Below are 22,705 nucleotides of genomic sequence, written 5' to 3' on the forward strand. Positions count from 1 at the left end.
TTGCACGACAGATGTCAGGAGTACGCACCGTGGTCCGCGCCGCCGTTCTGCCCGCCGTGGGCTCCCCGCTGGAGCTCGTCGAGATCGATCTGCCCGAGCCGGGCCCCGGGCAGGTGCGGGTGAAGCTCGCCGCCGCCGGGGTCTGCCACTCGGACCTGTCCCTGTCCAACGGCACCATGAAGGTGCCCACGCCCTGCGTCCTCGGCCACGAAGGTGCGGGTACGGTGCTCGCGGTCGGCGAGGGCGTGTCCCATATCGCCGTCGGCGATGCGGTGGTGCTCAACTGGGCGCCGTCCTGCGGCAGCTGCCACCACTGCACCATCGGCGAGGTCTGGCTCTGCGTGAGCGCGCTGGCCGGGGCGGCGAACGTCTACGCCCGTACCGCCGACGGCCAGGACCTCCACCCCGGCCTGAACGTCGCCGCGTTCGCCGAGGAGACGGTGGTCGCCGCCAACTGTGTGCTGCCGGTCCCGGACGGCGTCCCGCTCACCGACGCCGCGCTGCTCGGCTGCGCCGTGCTCACCGGATACGGCGCGATCCACCACTCGGCACGTGTACGGGAAGGGGAGTCCGTCGCCGTCTACGGCGTCGGCGGCGTCGGTCTCGCCACACTCCAGTCGGCCCGGATCGCCGGCGCCGGGACGATCGTCGCGGTCGATGTCTCCCCGGCGAAGGAGGAGCTGGCCCGCGCGGCCGGCGCCACCGAGTTCGTGCTCGCCTCCGACACCACCGCCAAGGACATCCGCAAGCTGACCGAGGGCCGGGGCGCGGACGTCGCCGTCGAGTGCGTCGGACGCGCCGCCACCATCCGTACGGCCTGGGAGTCCACCCGTCGCGGCGGCCGCACCACGGTCGTCGGCATCGGCGGCAAGGACCAGCAAGTGACGTTCAACGCCCTGGAGTTGTTCCACTGGGGCCGCACCCTGGCAGGCTGTGTCTACGGCAACTGCGACCCGGTCGCCGACCTGCCGGTCCTCGCCGAGCACATCCGCGCGGGCCGCCTCGACCTGTCGGCACTGGTCACCGAACACATCGGACTCGACGGCATCCCGGCAGCCTTCGAGAACATGATCGCGGGCAAGGGCGGCCGGGCGCTGGTCGTCTTCTAGCAGTCGACTCCTTGAGTCGTCTTCCGGCGGTCGTCTTCCGGCTGTCGACTGCCGGCAGTCGACTCCGGCAGCCCACTTCCGGCAGTCGTCTTCCCGTAGTCGTGTCTCAGCGGGACTTCGCGGAATCGGCCGGGTCCACCACAGGGCCCGGCTCCTGCGCGGTCGCCACCACGCGCGAGCGTCCCTTCGAGCGCGAAACCCCCACACCCGCAAGGCAGATGGCGCCGCCGAGGAGCGTCAGCCAGCCCGGCACCTCGTCGAGTGCCAGCCACGACATGAGCACCACGATCGCGGGCACGGCGTACGTGGTGGCGCCCATCTTCCCCGCGGTCGTACGGGCCAGGGCGTAGGCCCAGGTCGTGAAGGCGAGCGCGGTCGGGAAGATGCCCAGGTAGACCATGTTGAGAGTCCCGGACACCGGTGCGTCGCCCAGTTCGGAGAGCAGCACCCCGCTGAACGGCAGACAGGCCACCGCACCGATCAGGCACCCGAAGGTCGTGACCTGAAGCGGGCTGGCGTGCTTCAGGGAGGGCTTCTGCGCGACGACGCCGCCCGCGTACGAGACGGCGGCGAGCAGACAGAGCAGCACGCCGAGCAGGGACGCGTTGCCCTCGCCGGACATCGACAGCCCGACCACCGCGGCGCCGAGGAACGACACCGCCATCCCCGCGAGCAGCCGCTTCGGCAGCCCCTCCTTGAGCAGCCAGCCGGCCAGCAGCGCCATGACCAGGGGCCCGACGTTCACGACCAGAGCGGCCGTCCCCGCGTCGACCTTCTGCTCACCCCAGTTGAGCACCACCATGTACAGGCCGAACCAGAGCAGTCCGGAGATCGCGATCCCGGGCCAGGCGGCCTTGGGTGGCAGCCCCTCGCGGCGTATCAGCAGGAACGCGCCGAGCGTCACCGCACCCGCGAGCAGCCGGCCGAGCGCGAGCGCGCCCGGTGAGTAGGCCTCGCCCGCGCTGCGGATGGAGACGAAGGCGGAGGCCCACAGCACGACCGTGATGCTCGCAGCGCCGAGCGCGAGCAGTTCGGAGCGGCGGGAAACGGGTGGAGAGGTCGTCATGCAGCGGACCCTACGTGTCCGACGCTTCGGCGCCCACCGAATTGACGCCCGGCGTCAATCGGGCGGCGCGCAGGGCTCTGAGCTGTGGCTTCACAAGGCCCTGAGCTGTGGCTCCACAGCGCCCTGAACTGCTGCTTCACAGCGCCCTGAACTGCTGCTCCAACCCGTCGAGCAGCGCCGTGAGCCCGGTCTCGAAGGCCCGCTCGTCCACCTTCTCCTGCCGGTCCGCGAGCAGGTGCGCCTGCCCGAGATGCGGATAGTCGGCGGGGTCGTAGGCGGTCTCGTCGTCCACGAAGCCGCCCGCGAACGAGCCGAGCGCCGAGCCCATGATGAAGTACCGCATCAGCGCCCCGATCGAGGTCGCCTGCGCGGGCGGCCAGCCCGCCGCGGTCATCGCGCCGAACACCGCGTCGGCGACCTTGAGACCCGACGGTCTGCGCCCGGGACCGCGGGCCAGCACCGGGACGATGTGCGGATGGTCGCGCAGCGCCGCCCGGTACGACACGGCCCACTCGTGCAGCGCGTCCCGCCACGGCCGCCCGTCCTCGAACATCGACAGATCGACCTGCGCGCTCACCGAGTCCGCGACCGCCTCGAGGATCTGGTCCTTCGTACGGAAGTGGTTGTAGAGCGACGGCCCGCTCACCCCGAGCTCCGCGGCGAGCCGCCGCGTGGAGACGGCCGCGAGCCCTTCGGCGTCGACCAGCGCACGCGCGGTCTCGACGATGCGGTCGGTGCTCAGGAGGGGCTTGCGCGGTCGGGCCATGCGGCACATAGTAGGGCCCTGAAGCCAAAAACTAGCAGTGGTAATTAAACGTAGTGGGGTGGGCGCCGATGAACCTGGAACTGAGCGACGAGCAGACGGCCGTACGCGAACTCGCCCGTGACTTCACGGTCCGCGAGATCGCCCCGCACGTCACCGAGTGGGACCGCGCCGAACAGGTCGACCGGGCGATCGTGAAGAAGCTCGGCGAGGTCGGCTTCCTCGGACTCACCATCGACGAGCAGTACGGCGGCAGCGGCGGCGACCACCTCGCGTACTGCCTGGTCACCGAGGAGCTCGGCCGCGGCGACTCCTCCGTGCGCGGCATCGTCTCCGTCTCGCTCGGGCTCGTCGCCAAGACCATCGCCGCCTGGGGGAACGAGGAGCAGAAGCAGCAGTGGCTGCCCGGCCTCACCTCGGGTGCGTACGTCGGCTGCTTCGGCCTCACCGAACCGGGTACCGGCTCCGACGCGGGCAACCTCACCACCAAGGCCGTACGCGACGGCGACACGTATGTCGTCAACGGCACCAAGATGTTCATCACCAACGGCACCTGGGCCGATGTCGTACTGCTCTTCGCGCGCACCAACGACGAGCCCGGCCACAAGGGCGTCTCCGCGTTCCTGATCCCCACCGACACCCCGGGTCTGACCCGCCGCGAGATCCACGGCAAGCTCGGTCTGCGCGGCCAGGCGACCGCGGAACTCGTCCTCGAGGACGTCCGCGTACCCGCCGCCGCGATGCTCGGCCCCGAGGGCAAGGGGTTCTCCGTCGCGATGTCCGCCCTCGCCAAGGGCCGGATGTCGGTCGCGGCCGGCTGTGTCGGGATCGCCCAGGCGGCGCTGGACGCGGCCGTCAAGTACGCGGGGGAGCGGGAGCAGTTCGGCGGTCCGATCGCCCGGCATCAGCTGGTCCAGGAGCTGATCAGCGATATCGCCGTCGACGTGGACGCGGCCCGGCTGCTGACCTGGCGGGTCGCCGATCTCATCGACCGGGGGCTGCCGTTCGCGACCGAGTCGTCCAAGGCCAAGCTGTTCGCCTCGGAGGCGGCGGTGCGCGCGGCCAACAACTGCCTCCAGGTGTTCGGCGGTTATGGCTATATCGATGAATACCCCGCCGGAAAGCTGCTGCGGGACGCCCGTGTGATGACGCTCTACGAGGGCACCTCGCAGATACAGAAGTTGCTCATCGGGCGTGCGCTGACGGGAGTTTCGGCGTTCTGAGTAGCACGTGAGTATCCGTACGGATGTGGCCTGGCTCACGACGCCTCACCCTGTGGCGTATGACTGACGCGCCCATCAAGCAGCAGACCACCACCGGCTTCTACGGGATGGCCATCGCCTCCTTCGTGATCGCCCTCGGCTCCGTGGGCATCGCACTCCTCTATATGGACGTCGATGTCTGGATCCGGGCCTTCATGGCGATCGCGGTCCTGTATCTGACGACCTCCGCGATCACGCTCTCCAAGGTCGTACGCGACCGGCAGGAGGTCGAGCAGATCGTCAGCCGGGTGGACCAGGCCCGGATGGAGAAGATCCTCGCGGAGCACGACCCCTTCCGTACCCCTTGAGTGTTATGCCGCGTGACAGCCACTAAGCGCTTGCTCACCGGTCGGGGTATGGTGTTCGCCCGATGACCGGAAGGGGCGAGTGATGACCGCGACCGAGGAGACCCAGGACGTGCCCTGGGGTGACGTCACCCCGGATGCCGCCCGGCGGCTGATGGTCGCGGCGGTCGAGGCCTTCGCCGAGCGCGGGTACCACGCGACGACCACTCGGGACATCGCGGGACGCGCGGGCATGAGCCCTGCCGCGCTCTACATCCACTACAAGACCAAGGAAGAGCTGCTCCACAAGATCAGCACCCTCGGTCACACCAAGGCCGTGAACATCCTCACCACCGCCGCCGAGGCGGACGGCACGGCCGCCGACCGCCTCGCGCAGGCGGTGCGCTCCTTCGTGATCTGGCACGCCGGCCACCACACCACCGCCCGCGTCGTCCAGTACGAGCTCGACGCGCTCGACGCGGAGCACCGCGCCGAGGTCGTGCAGCTGCGCCGGCAGTGCGACGCGGCCGTACGGCGGATCCTCGACGACGGCGTGAAGTCCGGCGAGTTCGAGGTCCCGGACATCCCTGGCGCCACGCTCGCGGTGCTCTCGCTCTGCATCGACGTGGCCCGCTGGTTCAACGTCCAGGGGCGCCGGACACCCGACGAGGTCGGCGCGTCCTACGCCGACCTCGTGCTGCGGATGGTGGGGGCGCGGCCCCGCTCGTAAGCGCTCCTGGGTGTCTCTCGAATCCTGGGTGTCTCCAGAAGCGCCTGGCTGTCTCTAGAAGTACCTGGGCGTCTCTAGAAGTAGAAGCGGGAGACGGACTCGGCCACACAGGCCGGCTTCCCGCCGTCCTCGCGCTCGACGGTCACCGCCGTCGTCAACTGCACACCGCCGTCGGGGGTGTCGGTGACCTCCTTGATCACCGCGGTCGCGCGCACGCGCGAGCCGACCGGGACGGGGGAGGGGAAGCGCACCTTGTTGGTGCCGTAGTTGATGCCCATCTTCACGTTCTCGACGCGCATGATCTGCGGAACGAGCGTGGGGAGCAGCGACAGCGTCAGATAGCCGTGCGCGATGGTCGTGCCGAACGGTCCCGCGGCCGCCTTCTCGGGGTCCACGTGGATCCACTGGTGGTCTCCGGTGGCCTCGGCGAAGAGATCGATCCGCTTCTGGTCGACCTCGAGCCACTCGCCTCCGCCGAGCTCCTCGCCGATCGCCGCACGCAGCTCCTCGGCCGACCTGAAGATCCTGGGCTCTGCCATGTCCTCTGCCTCCACTCGTTGTCTAAGCGCTTGCTCAGCATGGTCGTCCGGCTGCGCCCATGTCAACGGACCGACAGGCGTCATGCCCGGCGCGGAGCGGATGCGGCGCGGCACGTAGGGTCCTGGACGTGCCGCAGATTCCCGAGAAGATCCATGAACTCACCGTCGGCCAGCTGTCCGCGCGCAGCGGCGCGGCCGTGTCGGCCCTGCACTTCTACGAGTCCAAAGGCCTGATCAGCAGCCGCCGCACCTCCGGCAATCAGCGCCGGTACAGCCGCGACGCCCTGCGCCGGGTCGCCTTCGTCCGCGCGGCGCAGCGCGTCGGCATCCCGCTCGCCACCATCCGCGACGCGCTCGCCGAGCTTCCCGAGGAGCGCACCCCGAACCGCGAGGACTGGACCCGCCTCTCGCAGGCCTGGCGCAAGGAGCTGGACGAGCGCATCAAGCAGCTCGGCCGGCTGCGCGACCATCTGACCGACTGCATCGGCTGCGGCTGTCTCTCCCTGGAGACCTGCGTCCTGTCCAACCCCGACGACGTCTTCGGCGAGCGTCTCACGGGCTCGCGCCTGCTGGCCGAGAAGAAGACCTCGTAAGCCGAGAAGAAGACCTCGTAAGCCGAGAGGAAATCCTCGTAAGCCGAGAGGAAGACCTCGTCATACGGGATGGAGGGGCGCGCCTGACATGGTGCGCCCCCTGAGCCGCCTCACTCGTACTCGGTGCCGCCCTTGCGGGTCAGATAGGCGGGGCTCACGGCCTTCGCGATGGCCCGCGAGCCGAGCACATCACTGCGCCGCTCCACCGCGGGCCGGACCACGACGCCCTCCCGCAGATGCAGCTCACGACCCGAGACGGTCTCACGCCCGGAGGCGTACGCGAAGACCAACTCCTCGTCGTACGGCCCCTCATAGAGCGTGGGCACCAGCGGCAGCCGCTCCGCGAGCAGCTCGGCGAGCTCCGCCGGCTCCAGCCACCGCACCTGCCCGCCGACCTCCACGGACACGTCGAACACCGCGTACCCGAGCGACTCGCGCCGCCCGTCCGCGCCGTACGTCAGATCCTGTACGCCGGCCCCGTACACCTCGCCGAACAGCCCGACCCTGCGGGCGTCGAGGCGCTTGGCGAGGAACGCGGCGACCGACGGGACGTCGAAGGCGCGCACCGCCCGCCAGTACAGATTGCGCGGGTCCTCCTTGAGGGCCAGGTACTTGCCGCCGAAGCCCTTGGAGGTGACCTGCACCTGGCCGCTGTCGGCGAAGTACGTGACCAGGCAGGCGGTTCCGTGCAGCTTCTCGGTGAGGACCACCTGCTCGCCGGGCTCGAAGATCCCCGGATAGCGCTGGAGGTTCTCGATGTCGACCCAGGGGAGCAGCTCGGGTGCGGCCTCGATCTCGCCGTTCATCGTGGTGGGCACCTCGGGAACCCACTTGGTGATGCCGAGCCTCTCCGCGAAGTCCGTCCCGTCCGCTGCGGCCTGTGCCAGGTCGACGTCCGCCAGCGCGGCGGGCCGGCAGACCAGTCCCTGCGACAGCTCGCCGCGCAGCCGGATCGCCTTGACGCGGTTCGCCTTCGAGCCCGCGAGCCGGCCGGTGAGTCCCAGCTCCCCGATCAACTGCTCGGGCAGGACGGCCTGTTCGGGGATGTAGACGGCGTGCTCACCACTGCGGTACGCGCCCTTGGCGACGACGGCCCGGTACAGGCCCACCTGGGCCAGTTCGAGGGCGTCGGCCCCGGGGTGCTCGTGAACGGTCAGCTCTTCTGCGGTGACGCGCAGCGTCGACATGGCGGGGCTCCTGGTGCGCTCAGCTCGGTTTCATCGCCTCCTACTGTCCGCGGGCCAATCCTGTGGAGCGAGCGGATTTCCCCCTGGTAGCGTCACGCTCTTCGCCCGGCGCGACCGGTTGCGGAGTCCTGACGGGGGCTGCCATGCCTTCTGCTGCGCTGGATGCGGCTGTTGACCAGGTGCGGGCCGTATTCGCGGGGGCTTCGAGCCCGTTCGAAGTGGGCTGCTCGATGTGCCATCCACGCGAGTGGACCGCGCTGTTGCGGACGCCGGACGCGCCGATCCCCGCGGAAGCGGTCGAGATGTATGCGCAGGAAGTGGACGACCACTTCGACGATTTCGCCGCGAGCATGCGGCGTCTCCTGCCCGATCTGGTGCGGCAGTTGGCCGCCGGTGGCAGCCGGGCCGCGAGCGGCTTCGGGATCCGGGCGCTCGGCCGGGTCGACTGGCCCGCGCAGCCGGCCCATGAGAGTGCGGCGGTGCTCGGCTTCTTCCGGGCGTGGTGGCTGGACACCTTGCGCTCCACAGAGCCGCTCCATCCGGTCGACGACGTGTTCCAGACCTGCGTGACCGCGACCCGTACCGTCACCCCGTATCTGGCGGCGTGGGCAGAGCAGGAGCCCGGCGGACCCGCGGAAGCCCATCTGCACGAGTTCTTGGACCACCACCACCTCGACCTCGTCAACGAGGACGAGCACATCATCTCGTGGTGGATGGACCACGACCGCCCGAAGCCCCTGCCGGAGATCATCACCTGGGTCCGGGAGCACGCAGGCGAGCGGATCCGAGCCCAGGGGGCGGCCCCTGACCTCCAGGAGAAGCTCGACCTCCTGCGGCTGCCCGTCGGCGAGGAGCGGTGGGCGGCCTACGAGGCCAGGTTCCTCACCTGAGCCACCAATTCGGCGTTGTCCCGGGCCCGCCGCCCATCCGGCAGCACCAACGTGTCCTCCAAGCCGATCCGCGTCGCCAACCCCCGCTCCAGCGCCAGCCGCAGCACCGGCCAGGTCCCGCCCTCCTCGCCGTGCAGGAGCACCGGGCGGCCGTGTGCCGTGCCGATCTCGTCGAGGAGTGCGGCCGCCGTCACGGCGGCCGTACCGGCCGAGGTGTCCGTCACCTCGGCGAGGACGCGCAACACCCGGGACGCCAACGGGGATTCGACGAAGCGGCGCGGACCGTCCGTGCCCGACCACAGCCCCGCCTCCACTGCCACGCCGCGCTCGAGCAGCACCGCGGCGACCTCCTCCGCCCCTGGCTCATGCCAGTTGACCGAGGCGTGGTCCGGCAGGACCGTCCACGACCGGATCTGCTCCACGCGCACGGCCGGGTCCGGTTCGGCCCAGGCGCCCGTCGTCACGCCGACCGGGACGCCCACGAGCGACCGTACGGCCTGGATCGTCGCCGCGACCGCGCGCGGCGAGAGGGTGTCCTGGCCGCAAGGGGTCTTGGGATGGACATGCACGTCCATGGCCCCCGCGGCGACCGCGCGCGCCGCCGAACGGGCCATGTCCTCGGGGGACATCGGGACGGCCGCGCCGTCGGCCGTGCCACGCGCGCCGTTGAGACAGACCTGGATCCACACCATGCCGTCGATGGTGCCAGCCGTCACTGACAGGGCTGAGAACTCTCCCGGGGGCGCGGCTTCATCGGCGCACCCCCGTCACCCGGTTGTCCCGCGACCCCTCAGGCCGACAGGGCCGATGCCGCCGTCATCCCCGCGGCCGCCAGCAACGCCGGCTGCCTGCCGCGGGCCCGTATCCGCATCAACGCCTCGGCCGTGAGCACCGGACGCGGCACCACGATGCCGCAGTGCTCGCAGAGTGGGCCCGAGAAGGGCTCGTGGGTGAGTTCCTGTTCCCAGGCGATGTCCGTGGAATCGCACACCGGGCAGAGATCGCCGGGGTCGCGCTCGAGGGCGGCGATCAGCCGCCGCAGCACCGCGTCCAGCGGCGCGGAGGGATGGACCGAAGGGTCGTCGCACCACGCTATGCCGTGGCCGCCCCAGGTCAGCCGGTGCCAGTCGTCGATCACTCCGGGCCGGCGCAGCCCGTCGTGCTTCTCCTGCTTGCGCCGGGCGGCGAAGTCGCGCTCATAGGCGAGCCACACGTCGCGGGCTTCTTCGAGTTCATCGAGCGCGGCCTCGAGCCGCGCCGGATCAGGAGACCGGTCCTCCGGGCCGAAGCCGGCCCGGGTGCACAGATGGTCCCAGGTCGCCCGATGGCCGTAGGGGGCGAACCGTTCGAGGCACTTGCGCAGTGAATAGCGGCGCAGCGCCAGGTCGTTGTGGGGGTCACGCACCTGTCTCGCGAGGCTACGGAATCCGGCCATCGCCATGCACCTCCGTCGCTGGTACTCGGACGTTGCGGGTTGGACGTAACGGGTCGTGATTCGGCTCCCTCCAGCTCCATCTGATTTCCGATGGGCCCCATCACTGCTGCATGCGGGGCAGCGGGGGCCTGCGGGTGTGGTGAGTTGGAAAAGGTGACGCATGTTCACCTTCTGCCGGGCTCCTACCGTCGGTAACCTCCGATGACCGCACTCGCGGGGTGCTTCACTTCCAGCCAGGAGGAGCAGGTATGCGACAGCGCATCCCCCGGTTCAGAGTCCGCAGCAGAACCTCCAAGCCCGCCCGCGCCGGAGGCATCCTCGCCGCGGCGGCCGCCCTCGCCACAGGGCTCCTGATGCCGCTCCCGCAGGCCGCGGCGGCCGCCGAGCCGCCCGCTGCCGCAGCCGCCGAGCCGCCGGCCGACCACTGCGCCGACCAGTGCGGCGACATCCTGCCGCCTGGTGCGAACGGTTCCGCGACGCTCGTGGAGATCCTCGGCCACCGCCTCTTCGGTACGAAACCGGCGCACAGCGACGACCAGCTGGCCCCCTATGACGCCCTGTCCTCGGGCTACGGGTCCCTGACCGACGCCGGCCTAAACAGCTACTTCCGGGACGCGTCCTTCGGCGTCCCCGCCGACCAGGTCGCCTCCGTCACGCGCCCGCGCGGGGACGTGACGATCACACGCGACAAGAAGAACGGCGTCCCGCACATCAAGGGAACCACGCGCTACGGCACCGAGTTCGGCGCGGGGTACGCCGCCGGTCAGGACCGGCTCTGGCTGATCGACCTGTTCCGCCATATCGGCCGCGGCGAGCTCACCCCGTTCGCGGGCGGCGCACCCGCCAACCAGGGCCTGGAACAGAGCTTCTGGCCGCAGGCCCCGTACACCGAGGAGGACCTCCAAGCGCAGGTCGACTACATCCTCAACAAGCAGGGCGAGCGCGGCAAGCAGGCCATGGACGACGCGCAGGCCTACATCGACGGCCTCAACGCCTATCGGGTTCAAGCCAAGAAGGGCCGGTACTTCCCCGGTGAGTACGTGCTCACCGGCAAGGTCGACGCGATCACCAACATCGGTGAGATCCAGCCGTTCAAGGTGACCGACCTCATCGCGCTCGCCTCCGTGGTCGGCGGCCTCTTCGGCGGAGGCGGCGGGGGAGAGGTGGAGCAGGCGCTGTCGCTGCTCGCCGCGCAGAAGAAGTACGGCGTCGAGGAAGGGACCAAGGTCTGGGAGTCCTTCCGCCAGCGCAACGACCCCGAGACCGTCCGGACGATCCACGACGGCAGCAGCTTCCCGTACGCCGAGAAGCCCGCGAAACCGCGCGGGATGGCGATGCCCGACGCGGGCACGGTGGAGCGCGAGCCGCTGATCTTCGACCGTACGGGCGCGGCCGCGCAGAAGACCCCGGCGAAGGACCCGGTCGAGGCGCCCGCCAACCTGCGCAAGCTGCAAGGGATGCACGACGACGGGGTTCTGCCCGAGGACCTGTTCAGCGCCAAGAAGGGCATGTCCAACGCGCTGCTCGTCTCCGGCAAGCACACCGCGAGCGGAAACCCGGTGGCCGTGTTCGGTCCGCAGACCGGTTACTTCGCGCCGCAGCTGCTGATGATGCAGGAGCTGGACGGCCCCGGCATCAAGGCCCGCGGGGTCTCCTTCGCCGGCGTCGGCATGTACATCCAGCTGGGCCGCGGCGTGGACTACTCCTGGTCGGCCACCTCGGCGGGCCAGGACATCACCGACACATACGCGGTCGAACTCTGCGAGCCGAGCGGCGCCGCGCCGACCAAGCAGTCCACGCACTACCGCTACAAGGGCGCGTGCGTCCCGATGGAGAGGCTGGAGAAGCACAACGCCTGGAAGCCGAGCCTCGCCGACTCCACGGCCGCCGGTTCGTACCGCATGCAGATCTTCCGTACGAACTACGGCATCGTCACCCATCGCGCGCTGAGCGAGGGCAAACCGATCGCCTACACCTCGCTGCGCTCCACCTACCGTCACGAGGCCGACTCCATCATCGGCTTCCAGATGTTCAACGATCCGGGATACGTGAAGGACGCCAAGTCCTTCCAGCAGGCCGCCGACCACATCGGCTACGCCTTCAACTGGTTCTACGCCGACTCCCGGGACATCGCGTACTACAACAGCGGCTCCAACCCGGTGCGCTCCGAGGGCGTGGACGCCTCCTTCCCGGTCCGTGCCGAGGAGGCGTACGCCTGGAAGGAGTTCGAGCCCGCGGGCAACACCGCCGCGTACACCCCGATGAACGAGCATCCGCAGTCGGTGAACCAGGACTACTACATCTCCTGGAACAACAAACAGGCCGACGCCTACAGCGCCGCCGACTTCAGCTTCGGCGCCGTGCACCGCGGTGACCTCCTCGACGACCGCGTCAAGGAGCTCATCGGGGACGGCAAGGTCACGCGCGCCTCCCTGACGCAGGCCATGGCCGAGGCGGCGGTGGCGGATCTGCGGGGTGAGCAGGTGCTGCCGGAGCTCCTGAAGGTGATCAGGTCCCGGCCGGTCACCGATCCGCAACTCGCCACGGCCGTACAGCAGTTGGAGGCGTGGCAGAAGGCCGGCACCCTGCGCAACCAGACCGCGCCGGGCTCCAAGACCTACGCCCACGCCGACGCCGTCCGGATCATGGACGCGTGGTGGCCGCTCCTGGTGGAGGCCGCGTTCAAGCCGGGCCTCGGCGACGAGCTGTACACGGCGCTGACCGGGCAGCTCGGTGTCGACGAAGCACCGTCGGCGGCGCACGGACCGACCGGCGCGCATGCCGGTTCGGCCTTCCAGCGCGGCTGGTGGGGCTACGTCGACAAGGATCTGCGGACGGTACTCGGCCAGGAGGTCAAGGGCCCGCTCGCCCGTACGTACTGCGGTGGCGGCGAACTCGCCGCCTGCCGGGACGCGTTGCTCGCCACCCTCGTCCGAGCGGCTGCCAAGCCGGCCACCGAGGTGTACCCCGGCGACGAGCACTGCAAGGCCGGCGACCAGTGGTGCGCGGACGCGATCGTCCACCGCGCGGTCGGCGGGATCACCCACCAGCCGATCCAGTGGCAGAACCGGCCCACGTACCAGCAGGTGGTGGAGTTCCCCTCGCACAGGTGAGCTTCCTCAGGCGGCGGGCCGCCGCTATGCGTGGATGCGGCCCGCCGCCAGCACCACCTGCGCCAACTCCTTGTGCAGGATGTCGCTGTGGGCCCCCGACGGGGGTCCGCCGCGGCGCACCTTGGCGGCCGCGTCGACGTTCACACAGCCGTCCTTCGGCAGCCCGCCGGCGAGAGCCTGGGCGAGCGTGAGGCGCTTGGTGCCGTCGACGCCCTTGATCCCGCCGTAGCCGAGCGCGCCCCACTTGGCGTCGTCGCCGAGCAGACCCGTCGAGTCGCCGGCGAGCCGGGAGGCCAGCGGATAGAACACCTTCAGCGCCGCGTCGTGCTCCGAGTGGCAGCACACCAGCGGCCCGTCGATCCGCCGCTCCTGCCCGCTCAGCACACCGCCGCCCGCCTGATGGGGCAGTCGCGGGGCGAAGGCGTGGTGCGAGAAGGCGCCCTGCAGCAGGGTCACCGACTTCACGCCCGTCACGCTCTTCGGCAGACCGCGCAGCGCGAAGGAGACAAGGCGCGCACCGAAACTGTGCCCGACGAGATGGATCCTCAAGTCCGGGTTGCGCTCGGCCAGTTCCCCGAGCGCGGGCCCGAGCCCCAGCTGCCCGACCGTGCCCGCGCGGCGCTTCATCGCGTAGTACGTGGCCTGCCGCAGCAGCTCCTTGCCGCCGTTCCACAGCCGGTCGAGGCCGATGCCGAACGCACCCTCACGCGAACCCGACGGCACGGCGCCCAGCTCCTCGAGGGCCTCGGTGAACGCCCGGCAGACGGTGGCGGTGTCGTCGGAGAGCATCGCCGGATCGCTCGGCGGCGCAGCGTCCTCGGTCTCGACGTCCCCGGCGAAGGAGGCCGGCGCGCCGCGTCCCGTAACCTCCACCAACTTCCGTACGAACAGCCCGAACTCATCGAACGCCGCATGGTTGGTGGGCTGTTCGGCAAGCATCCGGGCCAGCCGGTCCACCACGTCCGCACGGTCCGGGAACGCCGTGCGCAGCGCCTGCCGGGTCGCCTCGTCGAGCTCGGGCCGCAGCACAGGACCGGCCGCATCCACGGGCCCGGCGACGCCCCGTGGGTCGAAGTCGGGAATCGGCTCGTCGGTGAACCGCATCGCCGGCCACAGCACCCCCACGTACCCCGTCGTCCCCGGGGGCGCGAGCTGGGCGAACGGTGCGAAGAACCGGTCGTAGAACTTGGTCGCGATCGAACGGTCGTTGTTCCACCCGTGCGCGAACACCACCAGATCCCGCACGCGCAGCGCACGCACCGCCGCCAGCTGCTGGGCCTGGACGTCCCCGTCCGCGTCGAAGGTGAGTTCCCGGTACGGTGCGACGCTGAACTCCGGCATGACCGGCCTCCGTTCACGGACCCTGGCACAAGGGGTGCGCCCAGCATCGCGCCGGGGTCCGTGCACGGCCAGCCTTCTGCCGCCGTATCAGCGATACGCGAGGTACTTGCGCCGTACGGCTCGGAAGGCGTTCAGCTCGTCCTGCCAGCCGCCGACGACCTCGTCCACCCCGGCCCCGGCGTCGATCATGGTGCGGACCTGGGTGGACCCGGTGAGCTTGTCGATCCAGTTGTCCGGCCGCCAGGCGAAGCCGCTCCAGGTCCGCTTGGCGGTGATCAGGAGTCCGATGCCGGTACGGACCGGATCGAACTCCTCGCGATCGTGCACATGGACCTGGACGCCACCGACGGTCTTCCCCTGGAACTTGGAGAAGGTGGGCGCGAAGTACGCCTCGCGGAAGTGCACGCCGGCCAGGCCGAGTTCGTTGGCCGCCGCGGCCCACTGGCGGCCGATCCCCTCGGCACCGAGCAGCTCGAACGGACGGGTCGTGCCGCGGCCCTCGGACAGATTGGTGCCCTCGAACAGACAGGTCCCGGAGTACACAAGGGCCGTCTCGGGCGTGGGCATGTTCGGGCTCGGCGGCACCCACGGCAGCCCGGACGCGTCGTAGAACTCATCGCGCCGCCACCCGGACATGAGCACGGTCTCCAGCGGAACGGGCGTGCTCAGGTACTCGCCGTTGAACAGCCGGGCCAGCTCGGCCACGGTCATCCCGTGCGCCTGCGAGATCGGCTCGCGTCCGACGAACGTCGCGAACTCCTTGTGCAGGATGGGCCCGAGAGCGGCCCGCCCGGTGACGGGGTTCGGGCGGTCGAGCACCACGAAGCGCTTGCCCGCGAGGGCGGCGGCCTGCATGCAGTCGAAGAGCGTCCAGATGTACGTGTAGAACCGGGCGCCGACGTCCTGGATGTCGAAGACGACCGTGTCCACGGCCGACTGCGTGAAGATGTCGGCCAGCGGCTGACCGCTCTTCTGGTACGTGTCGTACACGGGCAGCCCGGTCGCGGGGTCCTCGTAGTACCCCTCGGAACCGCCGGCCTGCGCGGTGCCCCGGAATCCGTGCTCGGGGCCGAAGACGGCGACGAGGTCGACGCGGTCGTCGGCGTGCATCACGTCGACGATGTGCCGTACGTCGCGGGTGATGCCGGTGGGGTTGGTGACGATGCCGACGCGCTCGCCGTCGAGCTGGGCGTAGCCGCTTGCGGCGAGGCGCTCGAATCCGGTGCGGAGCTTTCTGCCATGGGCCGGTTCGGCGGCTGCGGCGGCCGCGGCGGAGCCGGTGAGGGCGGTGGCCGCGGTCGTGGTGGTGGCTGCGGCGAGCAGCGCCCGTCTGGACAGGTGCGTCATGGTGCCTCCGTGGGTGCGGGTGCGCCTGGGGCGACGAATAGGAGCCCCAGGAAACCCCGGGACACCTCGCCCCGCAAGGCTGCAAGCCCCCGTCTTTTCCCCCGCCCCGCCCCTTCCCGAAACCGGGGCTCCGCCCCGGACCCCGCATCCGACCTCCGGTCGGATCTCCTCAAACGCCGGAGGGGCTGACTCTTCCCGCCCGGCATACCGACTGGTTAGTCTGCCCACAGCAGAGGCGCCGCACCCGGACGGAGACCCACACCGTGAGCACCGTGCAGAACAAGGCAGTTGTAGTCACCGGAGCCGGTGGCGGCATAGGCGCCGCCCTCGCCCGACGCTTCGCCGCCGAGGGCGCGAAAGTGGTCGTCAACGACATCGACGCCGGCAAGGCGAAGACGATCGCCGACGAGATCGGCGGCATCGCGGTACCCGGCGACGCCTCGGCGATCGTCGAGGAAGCCCGCGACGCCCTGGACGGCACCGTCGACATCTACTGCGCCAACGCGGGCCTCGCCAGCGGCGGCACCGAGGCCGCCGACGAGCAGGTCTGGGCCCGCGCCTGGGACGTCAACGTCATGGCCCACGTCCGCGCCGCCCACACCCTGCTGCCCGCATGGCTGGAGCGCGGCGAGGGCCGGTTCGTCTCCACCGTCTCCGCCGCCGGTCTGCTCACCATGGTCGGCGCCGCCCCGTACAGCGTGACCAAGCACGGCGCGTACGCCTTCGCGGAGTGGCTCTCGCTCACGTACCGGCACCGGGGGATCAAGGTGCACGCGATCTGCCCCCAGGGTGTGCGCACCGACATGCTCACCGCGGCCGGATCCGCCGGTGACCTGGTGCTCGCGCCCACCGCGATCGAGCCCGAGGCCGTCCCCGAGGCGCTGATCCAGGGGATGGACGAGGACCGTTTCTTGATCCTTCCGCATCCCGAGGTCGCCGAGTACTACCGTGTGCGGGCCGCCGAGCCGGACCGCTGGCTGGCCGGCATGAACCATCTGCAGCAGAAGTGGGAGGGCGGCGCCAAGTGACCAAGGGCCAGCAGAGCGGGCAGAACCAGCCGAACGAGAAGGTCCACCTGACGTACGCCGACAAGCCCTGGCTCGCCCGTCTCAGCGACGCCCAGCGTGCCCCGCTCACGCCACCGCCCTCCGTCGTGCACGCCTTCCGCGCCGCCGCGGCGAAGGCCCCCGACCGCACCGCCCTCGCCTACTTCGACGGCCGCCTCAGCTACGCGGAGGTCGACGCGCTCTCCGACGCGGTGGCCGGCCATCTCGCCGAGCGCGGAGTCGCCGACGGTGACCGCGTCGCGCTGATGCTGCAGAACTCCCCGCACTTCGTGCTCGCCCTGCTCGGCGCCTGGAAGGCCGGCGCGGCCGTCGTGCCGGTGAACCCCATGTACAAGTCGGGCGAGGTGCGTCATGTCCTGCACGACGCGCAGGTCGGCGCGCTGATCTGCTCGGACCGCGCCTGGGAGGGGTATCTGCGCGAGGCGGCCGCCGATTCCCCGGTACGGGTCGTCCTCACCGCCTGCGAGCTGGATCTCCAGTCGCGCGACGACGAGCGGGTGCTGAACTTCGAGCGGGTCCCGCGGGCCGACGACGCGGAGGACCTGATCACCGTCGCCCGCAGCGGCGCCAAGGCCCCGCACGTACCCCGACGTGCCGCCGACGACCTGGCGTTGATCAGCTACACCTCCGGCACCAGCGGGCAGCCCAAGGGCGCCATGAACCTGCACGGCAACATCACGTACAACGCCGAGCGGCAGCGCTCCGGGCATCCCCTCGCCGAGGGCTCCGTCTACTTCGCGCTCGCCCCGCTGTTCCACATCACCGGTATGGTCTGCCAGCTCTCCGCCTGCATCGCCAACGCCGGCACCCTCGTGCTCGCCTACCGCTTCCACCCGGGCGTCGTGCTCGACGCGTTCGCCGAGCACAAGCCCGCGTACACGGTCGGCCCGTCCACGGCGTTCATGGCGCTCGCCGCCACTCCTGGTGTCACGCGCGAGCACTTCGACTCGTTCCAGGTGATCTCCTCGGGCGGTGCGCCCGTGCCGCCCGCGCTCGTCGAGAAGTTCCGTACGGAATTCGGTCCTTATATCCGTAACGGATACGGCCTCACCGAATGCACCGCCCCGTGCGCGGCGGTACCGCCGCAGCACGAGGCGCCCGTCGATCCCGAGTCCGGCACCCTGTCCGTCGGCGTCCCCGGGCCCGACACCGTCGTACGGATCCTGGACGAGGCCGGCCAGGAGGTGCCGTTCGGCGAACAGGGCGAGATCGTGGTGCGCGGACCGCAGGTCGTGCCCGGTTACTGGGGCCGCCCGGACGCCACCGAAGAGGCCTTCCCGGACGGGGAGCTGCGCACCGGCGACATCGGGTTCATGGACGCGGACGGCTGGCTCTACGTCGTCGACCGCAAGAAGGACATGATCAACGCGTCCGGGTTCAAGGTCTGGCCGCGTGAGGTGGAGGACGTGCTCTACACCCACCCCGCCGTCCGCGAGGCGGCCGTCGTCGGAGTGCCCGACAGCTACCGGGGCGAGAGCGTCAAGGCGTACGTGAGTCTTCGGCCCGGCGCCGGGACCGACCCCGCCGAGATCGTCGCGTACAGCAAGGAGAGACTGGCCGCGTACAAGTATCCGCGCAGCGTGGAGATCCTGCCGGAGCTGCCCAAGACGACCAGTGGGAAGATCCTGCGGAGGGAACTGCGCGACCGTGCGCAGTGAGACCGAGGCGGACGAGCCGGGCAAGGGCGCGGCGCGCGACGGGAGAAGGAGCGGAAGGCAGGTGGCGACAGTGCCAAAGACCACGGAGCAGACCACCACACCCGTCCCGCAGCGGCTGCTCGCCGCCGCCACCCGGCTCTTCGCCGAGCAGGGGTACGACCGCACCTCGGTGCAGGAGATCGTGGAGGCGGCGGGCGTCACCAAGGGCGCGCTGTACCACTACTTCGGGTCCAAGGACGATCTGCTGCACGAGATCTACGCCCGCGTGCTGCGGCTCCAGCAGGAGCGGCTCGACGCGCACGCGGAGGCGGACGAGCCGGTGGAGAAGAGGCTGCGGGACGCGGCGGCCGACGTCGTGGTCACCTCGATCGAGAACCTCGACGACGGCCAGATCTTCTTCCGCTCCATGCACCACCTGAGCCCGGAGAAGAACAAGCAGGTACGGGCCGAACGCCGGCGCTACCACGAGCGTTTCCGTGCGCTGGTCGAGGAGGGGCAGGCCGCCGGTGTGTTCTCCTCGGCGACGCCCGCGGACCTGGTGGTCGACTACCACTTCGGGTCCGTGCACCACCTGTCGACCTGGTACCGGCCGAACGGACCGCTGACCCCGCAGCAGGTCGCCGACCATCTGGCCGACCTCCTGCTGCGGGCCCTGCGTCCGTGAGGTGCCGGGGCCGGAGGGTCAGCCCAGCGGGATGACCTTGCGGCCCCAGGTCTCGTTCGTCAGCACGCCGAACGAGGTGTACCAGGCGGCCGCCGCGCACAGCAGGCCGAGGAAGCCGCCGGTGTGCGCGAGGCCGGTGGACTCGGTGAGGTCGCCGAGCGCCAGGAACAGGAACGTCAGGCTGAGCGAGACGAAGACGACCTTGTGCGCGAGGTCGAGCTTCATCGCGGCCACGGTCATGTACAGCGTGAAGACGAACCACGCGATCAGGTAGAGCCCCGTCGCCAGGTGCGCGTCCGCGGCCGGCAGACCCGGCACGACGAACTTCACGTACGCCGCGAAGGACATCCAGAACGCGCCGTACGAGAGGAACGCGGTGGTGGCGAAGGTGTTGCCGCGGCGGAACTCGAAGAGTCCGGCGACGAACTGCGCGAGACCGCCGTAGAACAGTGCGAGCGGCAGGACCACGGCGCTCAGGGCGGCGTTCGAGATCAGCCCCGAGTTGAACATGCTGAGCACGAACGTGGTCAGGGCGAAGGCCGCGAGGCCGCGCGGGCCGGGGTTGGCGAGCTTCGGCGCGGCGGGCACGGGTGCCGCGGCGGGCGCTGCGGCAGGGACCGTCGCGTGGACGGAAGGCGCTTCGGCGGAGGCGGTGGGCGCATCAAGAAGGGCGCTGGACATGGCGGTGGGGACACTTTCACTCGACGACCTTCCAACGCTACGTGCGCCGCAGATCGCATCCCGCACGCGAAGGACCCCGCCTCCCCGGGCTTGAGACCCGGGGAGGCGGGGCGAAAGTCCCGCAGTCGCGGATGCTCAGAGGTACTTCTTGAGCTCCCGCCGAGCCAGCGAACGCTGGTGCACCTCGTCCGGGCCGTCCGCGATCATCAGCGTCCGCGCCCCCGCGTACAGCTCGGCGAGCGGGAAGTCCTGGCTGACGCCGCCCGCGCCGTACAGCTGGATCGCGCGGTCGAGGATGCCGACGACCGTACGCGGCGTCGCGATCTTGATGGACTGGATCTCGGTGTGCGCGCCCTTGTTCCCGACGGTGTCCATCAGCCATGCGGTCTTCAGGACGAGCAGACGCAGCTGCTCGACGGCGACCCGGGCGTCCGCGATCCACTCGTGGATGACGCCCTGCTGGGCGAGCGGCTTGCCGAAGGCCGTACGGGAGACCGCGCGCTTGCACATCAGCTCGATGGCGGCCTCCGCCATGCCGATCAGGCGCATGCAGTGGTGGATACGGCCGGGGCCGAGCCGTGCCTGGGCGATGGCGAAACCGCCGCCCTCCTCGCCGATCAGATTCCCCGCCGGGACGCGGACGTTGTCGAAGACGACCTCGGCGTGCCCGCCGTGCCAGTGGTCCTCGTAGCCGAACACCTGCATGGCGCGGCGGACTTCGAGACCCGGGGTGTCGCGCGGCACCAGGATCATGGACTGCTGGCGGCGGATGTCCTCGCCGTCCGGGTCGGTCTTGCCCATCACGATGAAGATCTGGCAGGCGGGGTTCATCGCCCCGGAGATGTACCACTTGCGGCCGTTGATGACGTACTCGTCGCCATCGCGCCCGATCCGGGTCTCGATGTTCGTCGCGTCCGACGAGGCCACCTCGGGCTCCGTCATCGCGAACGCCGAGCGGATCTCACCGGCGAGCAGCGGCTCCAGCCACTGCTTCTTCTGCTCCTCGCTGCCGAACTGGTAGAGCACCTCCATGTTGCCCGTGTCGGGCGCCGCGCAGTTCAGGGCGGTCGGCGCCAAGTGCGGTGCGCGGCCGGTGATTTCGGCGAGCGGGGCGTACTGGAGGTTGGTCAGGCCCGCGCCGTACTCGGCATCCGGCAGGAAGAGGTTCCACAGCCCCTGCCGCTTGGCCTCGGCCTTGACCTCCTCGACGACCGGCGGCACCTCCCACGGCGAGGAGAGGCCGGCGGCCTGCTCGTGCATCACCTTCTGGGCCGGATACACGTGCTCGTCCATGAAGGCGAGGAGCTTGGCGCGGAGTTCCTCGGTACGTGCGTCGAATGCGAAGTCCATGGTGGATCAGCCTTCCTGGAGGGTGGTCAGGCCGTGCTCGATGAAGACGGGGACGAGTTCGCCGATCCGGTCGAAGCCGGAGCCGACGGTCTGGCCGAGGGTGTAGCGGTAGTGGATGCCCTCGAGGATCACCGCGAGCTTGAACCAGGCGAACGCGGTGTACCACGACACCGCCGACACATCGCGGCCCGAGCGCTCGGCGTACCGCTCGATCAGCTCCTGCGGCGTGGGGTGCCCGGCGGCCGTGGCGGTGGTGCTGATGGGGGAGTCGTCGAGGGCGAGCGGCACGCTGTACATCACGAGCAGCCCGAGGTCGGTGAGCGGATCACCGAGGGTGGACATCTCCCAGTCAAGGACGGCCTTGATCTGGTCGTCCTCGCCGAGCAGGACGTTGTCCAGGCGGTAGTCGCCGTGGATGACGGTCGCCGTGGGGGAGGTGGGCAGGGAGCGTCCGAGCGCCGCGTGCAGCTCGTCGATCCCGGCGAGGTCGCGGTTGCGCGAGGCGTCCAACTGCTTGCCCCAGCGCCGAAGTTGCCGGTCGAGGAAGCCCTCGGGCCGGCCGAAGTCCGCGAGCCCGACGGACTCGGGATCGACGGCGTGCAGGTCGACCAGGGTGTCCACCAGGGAGAAGACCGCTGCCCGGGTCCGCTCGGGACCGAGCGGCGCGAGCTCCTCGTCGGTGCGGTACGGGGTGCCGGCCACGAACTCCATGACATAGAACGGAGCCCCGATCACCTCCTCGTCCTCGCACAGCAGCACCGTCTTCGGCACGGGCACACTGGTCGGGTACAGCGCCTTGATCACCCGGTGCTCGCGCTTCATGTCGTGCGCGGTGGCCAGCACATGTCCGAGCGGAGGCCGCCGCACCACCCAGCGCGAGGTGCCGTCCGTGATGTCATACGTGAGGTTCGACCGGCCGCCCTGGATATGCCGACCTCGGAGTGAACCTTGTACGAGACCGGGTACCTCTTGGTCGAGATGGTCACGCAGCCGGTCCAGATCGAGACCTGGCAGCTGGTCTGAGCTCATGCGTCGCTCCTCGTGATGGACTGGAAAGAATGATGCCGACCAGTCGGTATGTAGTCCAGTGCGTGGGCGGGACGTGATCGGTCTCTCGGGGGGATGCGCCGGGAATGCGCCGTATTTACCTCGGCCTTCAGGTGCGGCAGGCGCGAGGAACCGCTCCGTGCGGGCGAGAAAACCGGATGCCACGGGTGAGCCGCACCTGCTGTCCTTGACCTCATGTCCGCGTCTGCCCCGCTGCCGCCCGCGCAGTCCGCGCCGCCCCGCCCCTACCGCTGGGTGCTGTCCTCGTACGGTGGCGGACGGCCGGACCTCACCGGCGAGCTGCCCCGGCCTCCGGCCCATGCGGGGGACGGGACCTTCGGCGAACACTATCTCCGCGCGCTGACCGACTGCACCGCGAAGGTGCTCGCCCGCTCGGGCGGCGCGGATCTGTGCTTCTTCGGGCGGTCGCTCGACGGGATGTACGACCTGTTGAGCGGGGCGTTGGAGCGTGGTGGGTGGGGTGGGCGGATCGACCGGCTGCCCTTGTCGTGCCGCAACAACCACCGCTGGACGCCGGCCCAGCGCCTGCGCTTCCGCGAGCACCTGGCAGCCGTGGGC

22 protein-coding genes are annotated in these 22,705 nt (G+C 70.2%); 11 read left to right on the forward strand and 11 right to left on the reverse strand.

Features of this window, described 5'->3' with window-relative positions; all coding sequences use genetic code 11:
* Nucleotides 1–29 precede the first annotated feature (29 nt).
* Nucleotides 30–1,109 carry a Zn-dependent alcohol dehydrogenase gene (locus ABT367_RS11755; protein WP_352252090.1) on the forward strand — a complete coding sequence of 360 codons (1,080 nt, stop codon included), beginning with the start codon at nt 30–32 and terminating at the stop codon, nt 1,107–1,109.
* A 106-nt stretch (nt 1,110–1,215) separates the two neighbouring features.
* On the opposite strand, the gene ABT367_RS11760 is transcribed toward ABT367_RS11755, so the two are convergent.
* Both ABT367_RS11760 and ABT367_RS11765 read right to left on the reverse strand, forming a co-directional pair.
* Nucleotides 1,216–2,175 (reverse strand): DMT family transporter, encoded by a 960-nt coding sequence (locus ABT367_RS11760; RefSeq protein WP_352252092.1) that lies wholly within the window; start codon nt 2,173–2,175, stop codon nt 1,216–1,218.
* Nucleotides 2,176–2,311: 136 nt separating this feature from the next.
* Nucleotides 2,312–2,941 (reverse strand): TetR/AcrR family transcriptional regulator, encoded by a 630-nt coding sequence (locus tag ABT367_RS11765; protein WP_352252094.1) that lies wholly within the window; start codon nt 2,939–2,941, stop codon nt 2,312–2,314.
* A gap of 68 nt (nt 2,942–3,009) precedes the next feature.
* Between ABT367_RS11765 and ABT367_RS11770 the strand changes: the two genes are divergently transcribed.
* The 3 genes from ABT367_RS11770 to ABT367_RS11780 all read left to right on the forward strand — a co-directional run bounded on the left by ABT367_RS11770 (nt 3,010) and on the right by ABT367_RS11780 (nt 5,214).
* The gene (locus ABT367_RS11770; protein ID WP_352252095.1) at nt 3,010–4,161 is read left to right on the forward strand and encodes an acyl-CoA dehydrogenase family protein; all 1,152 of its coding nucleotides are present in this window, start codon (nt 3,010–3,012) and stop codon (nt 4,159–4,161) included.
* Between the two features lie 59 nt (nt 4,162–4,220).
* Nucleotides 4,221–4,508 (forward strand): YiaA/YiaB family inner membrane protein, encoded by a 288-nt coding sequence (locus ABT367_RS11775; RefSeq protein ID WP_352252097.1) that lies wholly within the window; start codon nt 4,221–4,223, stop codon nt 4,506–4,508.
* An 82-nt stretch (nt 4,509–4,590) separates the two neighbouring features.
* The gene (locus ABT367_RS11780) at nt 4,591–5,214 is read left to right on the forward strand and encodes a TetR/AcrR family transcriptional regulator (protein WP_352252099.1); all 624 of its coding nucleotides are present in this window, start codon (nt 4,591–4,593) and stop codon (nt 5,212–5,214) included.
* A gap of 74 nt (nt 5,215–5,288) precedes the next feature.
* Here the strand turns inward: ABT367_RS11780 and ABT367_RS11785 are convergent, their stop codons facing one another.
* Nucleotides 5,289–5,753, reverse strand: coding sequence for a MaoC family dehydratase (locus tag ABT367_RS11785; RefSeq protein ID WP_352252101.1), 465 nt, complete (start codon nt 5,751–5,753; stop codon nt 5,289–5,291).
* Nucleotides 5,754–5,881: 128 nt separating this feature from the next.
* On the opposite strand from ABT367_RS11785, the gene soxR reads away from it, so the two are divergent.
* Nucleotides 5,882–6,346 carry a redox-sensitive transcriptional activator SoxR gene (gene soxR / locus ABT367_RS11790; RefSeq protein ID WP_165335660.1) on the forward strand — a complete coding sequence of 155 codons (465 nt, stop codon included), beginning with the start codon at nt 5,882–5,884 and terminating at the stop codon, nt 6,344–6,346.
* A 110-nt stretch (nt 6,347–6,456) separates the two neighbouring features.
* Here soxR and ABT367_RS11795 read toward each other — a convergent pair whose 3' ends face one another.
* Complete coding sequence (locus ABT367_RS11795; RefSeq protein ID WP_352252103.1) at nt 6,457–7,533, reverse strand: RNA ligase (ATP); 1,077 nt, start codon at nt 7,531–7,533, stop codon at nt 6,457–6,459.
* Nucleotides 7,534–7,676: 143 nt separating this feature from the next.
* Between ABT367_RS11795 and ABT367_RS11800 the strand changes: the two genes are divergently transcribed.
* Nucleotides 7,677–8,423, forward strand: coding sequence for a hypothetical protein (locus tag ABT367_RS11800; protein WP_352252105.1), 747 nt, complete (start codon nt 7,677–7,679; stop codon nt 8,421–8,423).
* Here the strand turns inward: ABT367_RS11800 and ABT367_RS11805 are convergent.
* Together ABT367_RS11805 and ABT367_RS11810 are read right to left on the reverse strand one after the other, a co-directional pair.
* Nucleotides 8,399–9,115, reverse strand: coding sequence for a 3-keto-5-aminohexanoate cleavage protein (locus ABT367_RS11805; RefSeq protein ID WP_352252107.1), 717 nt, complete (start codon nt 9,113–9,115; stop codon nt 8,399–8,401). The two genes, ABT367_RS11800 and ABT367_RS11805, sit on opposite strands and share 25 nt — an antisense overlap.
* A gap of 98 nt (nt 9,116–9,213) precedes the next feature.
* Nucleotides 9,214–9,858, reverse strand: a complete 645-nt coding sequence (locus ABT367_RS11810) for a hypothetical protein (protein WP_352252109.1) — start codon at nt 9,856–9,858, stop codon at nt 9,214–9,216.
* 248 nt (nt 9,859–10,106) lie between these two features.
* On the opposite strand from ABT367_RS11810, the gene ABT367_RS11815 reads away from it, so the two are divergent.
* A complete protein-coding gene (locus tag ABT367_RS11815; protein WP_352252110.1) occupies nt 10,107–12,971 on the forward strand; it encodes a penicillin acylase family protein in 2,865 nt (954 codons plus the stop codon).
* 24 nt (nt 12,972–12,995) lie between these two features.
* Here the strand turns inward: ABT367_RS11815 and ABT367_RS11820 are convergent, their stop codons facing one another.
* Entirely contained in the window at nt 12,996–14,312 is a 1,317-nt protein-coding gene (locus tag ABT367_RS11820) for a serine-threonine protein kinase (protein WP_352252112.1), read from the reverse strand.
* 87 nt (nt 14,313–14,399) lie between these two features.
* A complete protein-coding gene (locus ABT367_RS11825) occupies nt 14,400–15,659 on the reverse strand; it encodes an exo-beta-N-acetylmuramidase NamZ family protein (RefSeq protein WP_352252114.1) in 1,260 nt (419 codons plus the stop codon).
* A 272-nt stretch (nt 15,660–15,931) separates the two neighbouring features.
* Here ABT367_RS11825 and ABT367_RS11830 point away from each other — a divergent pair, with 272 nt between their 5' ends.
* The 3 genes from ABT367_RS11830 (at nt 15,932) to ABT367_RS11840 (ending at nt 19,048) form a co-directional block, all read left to right on the forward strand.
* Nucleotides 15,932–16,687, forward strand: coding sequence for an SDR family oxidoreductase (locus ABT367_RS11830; protein WP_434975449.1), 756 nt, complete (start codon nt 15,932–15,934; stop codon nt 16,685–16,687).
* Nucleotides 16,684–18,384, forward strand: coding sequence for an AMP-binding protein (locus ABT367_RS11835; protein ID WP_352252118.1), 1,701 nt, complete (start codon nt 16,684–16,686; stop codon nt 18,382–18,384). The genes ABT367_RS11830 and ABT367_RS11835 overlap by 4 nt, the downstream gene beginning before the upstream one ends.
* A 61-nt stretch (nt 18,385–18,445) precedes the next feature.
* Nucleotides 18,446–19,048 (forward strand): TetR/AcrR family transcriptional regulator, encoded by a 603-nt coding sequence (locus ABT367_RS11840; protein WP_434975448.1) that lies wholly within the window; start codon nt 18,446–18,448, stop codon nt 19,046–19,048.
* An 18-nt stretch (nt 19,049–19,066) separates the two neighbouring features.
* On the opposite strand, the gene ABT367_RS11845 is transcribed toward ABT367_RS11840, so the two are convergent.
* The 3 genes from ABT367_RS11845 to ABT367_RS11855 form a co-directional block, all read right to left on the reverse strand.
* Nucleotides 19,067–19,729, reverse strand: a complete 663-nt coding sequence (locus ABT367_RS11845) for an acetate uptake transporter (protein ID WP_352252120.1) — start codon at nt 19,727–19,729, stop codon at nt 19,067–19,069.
* 135 nt (nt 19,730–19,864) lie between these two features.
* Nucleotides 19,865–21,079, reverse strand: a complete 1,215-nt coding sequence (locus ABT367_RS11850; RefSeq protein WP_352252122.1) for an acyl-CoA dehydrogenase family protein — start codon at nt 21,077–21,079, stop codon at nt 19,865–19,867.
* Nucleotides 21,080–21,085: 6 nt separating this feature from the next.
* Nucleotides 21,086–22,108: a phosphotransferase family protein gene (locus ABT367_RS11855; RefSeq protein ID WP_352252124.1), complete on the reverse strand. Its 1,023-nt coding sequence runs from the start codon at nt 22,106–22,108 to the stop codon at nt 21,086–21,088.
* A gap of 213 nt (nt 22,109–22,321) precedes the next feature.
* On the opposite strand from ABT367_RS11855, the gene ABT367_RS11860 reads away from it, so the two are divergent.
* Nucleotides 22,322–22,705, forward strand: a 384-nt coding sequence (locus ABT367_RS11860) for a hypothetical protein (RefSeq protein WP_352252126.1), incomplete at its 3' end; no start/stop codon positions are given.

The sequence above is a fragment of the Streptomyces mesophilus genome, from assembly GCF_040300965.1.
Classification (GTDB): domain Bacteria; phylum Actinomycetota; class Actinomycetes; order Streptomycetales; family Streptomycetaceae; genus Streptomyces; species Streptomyces mesophilus_A.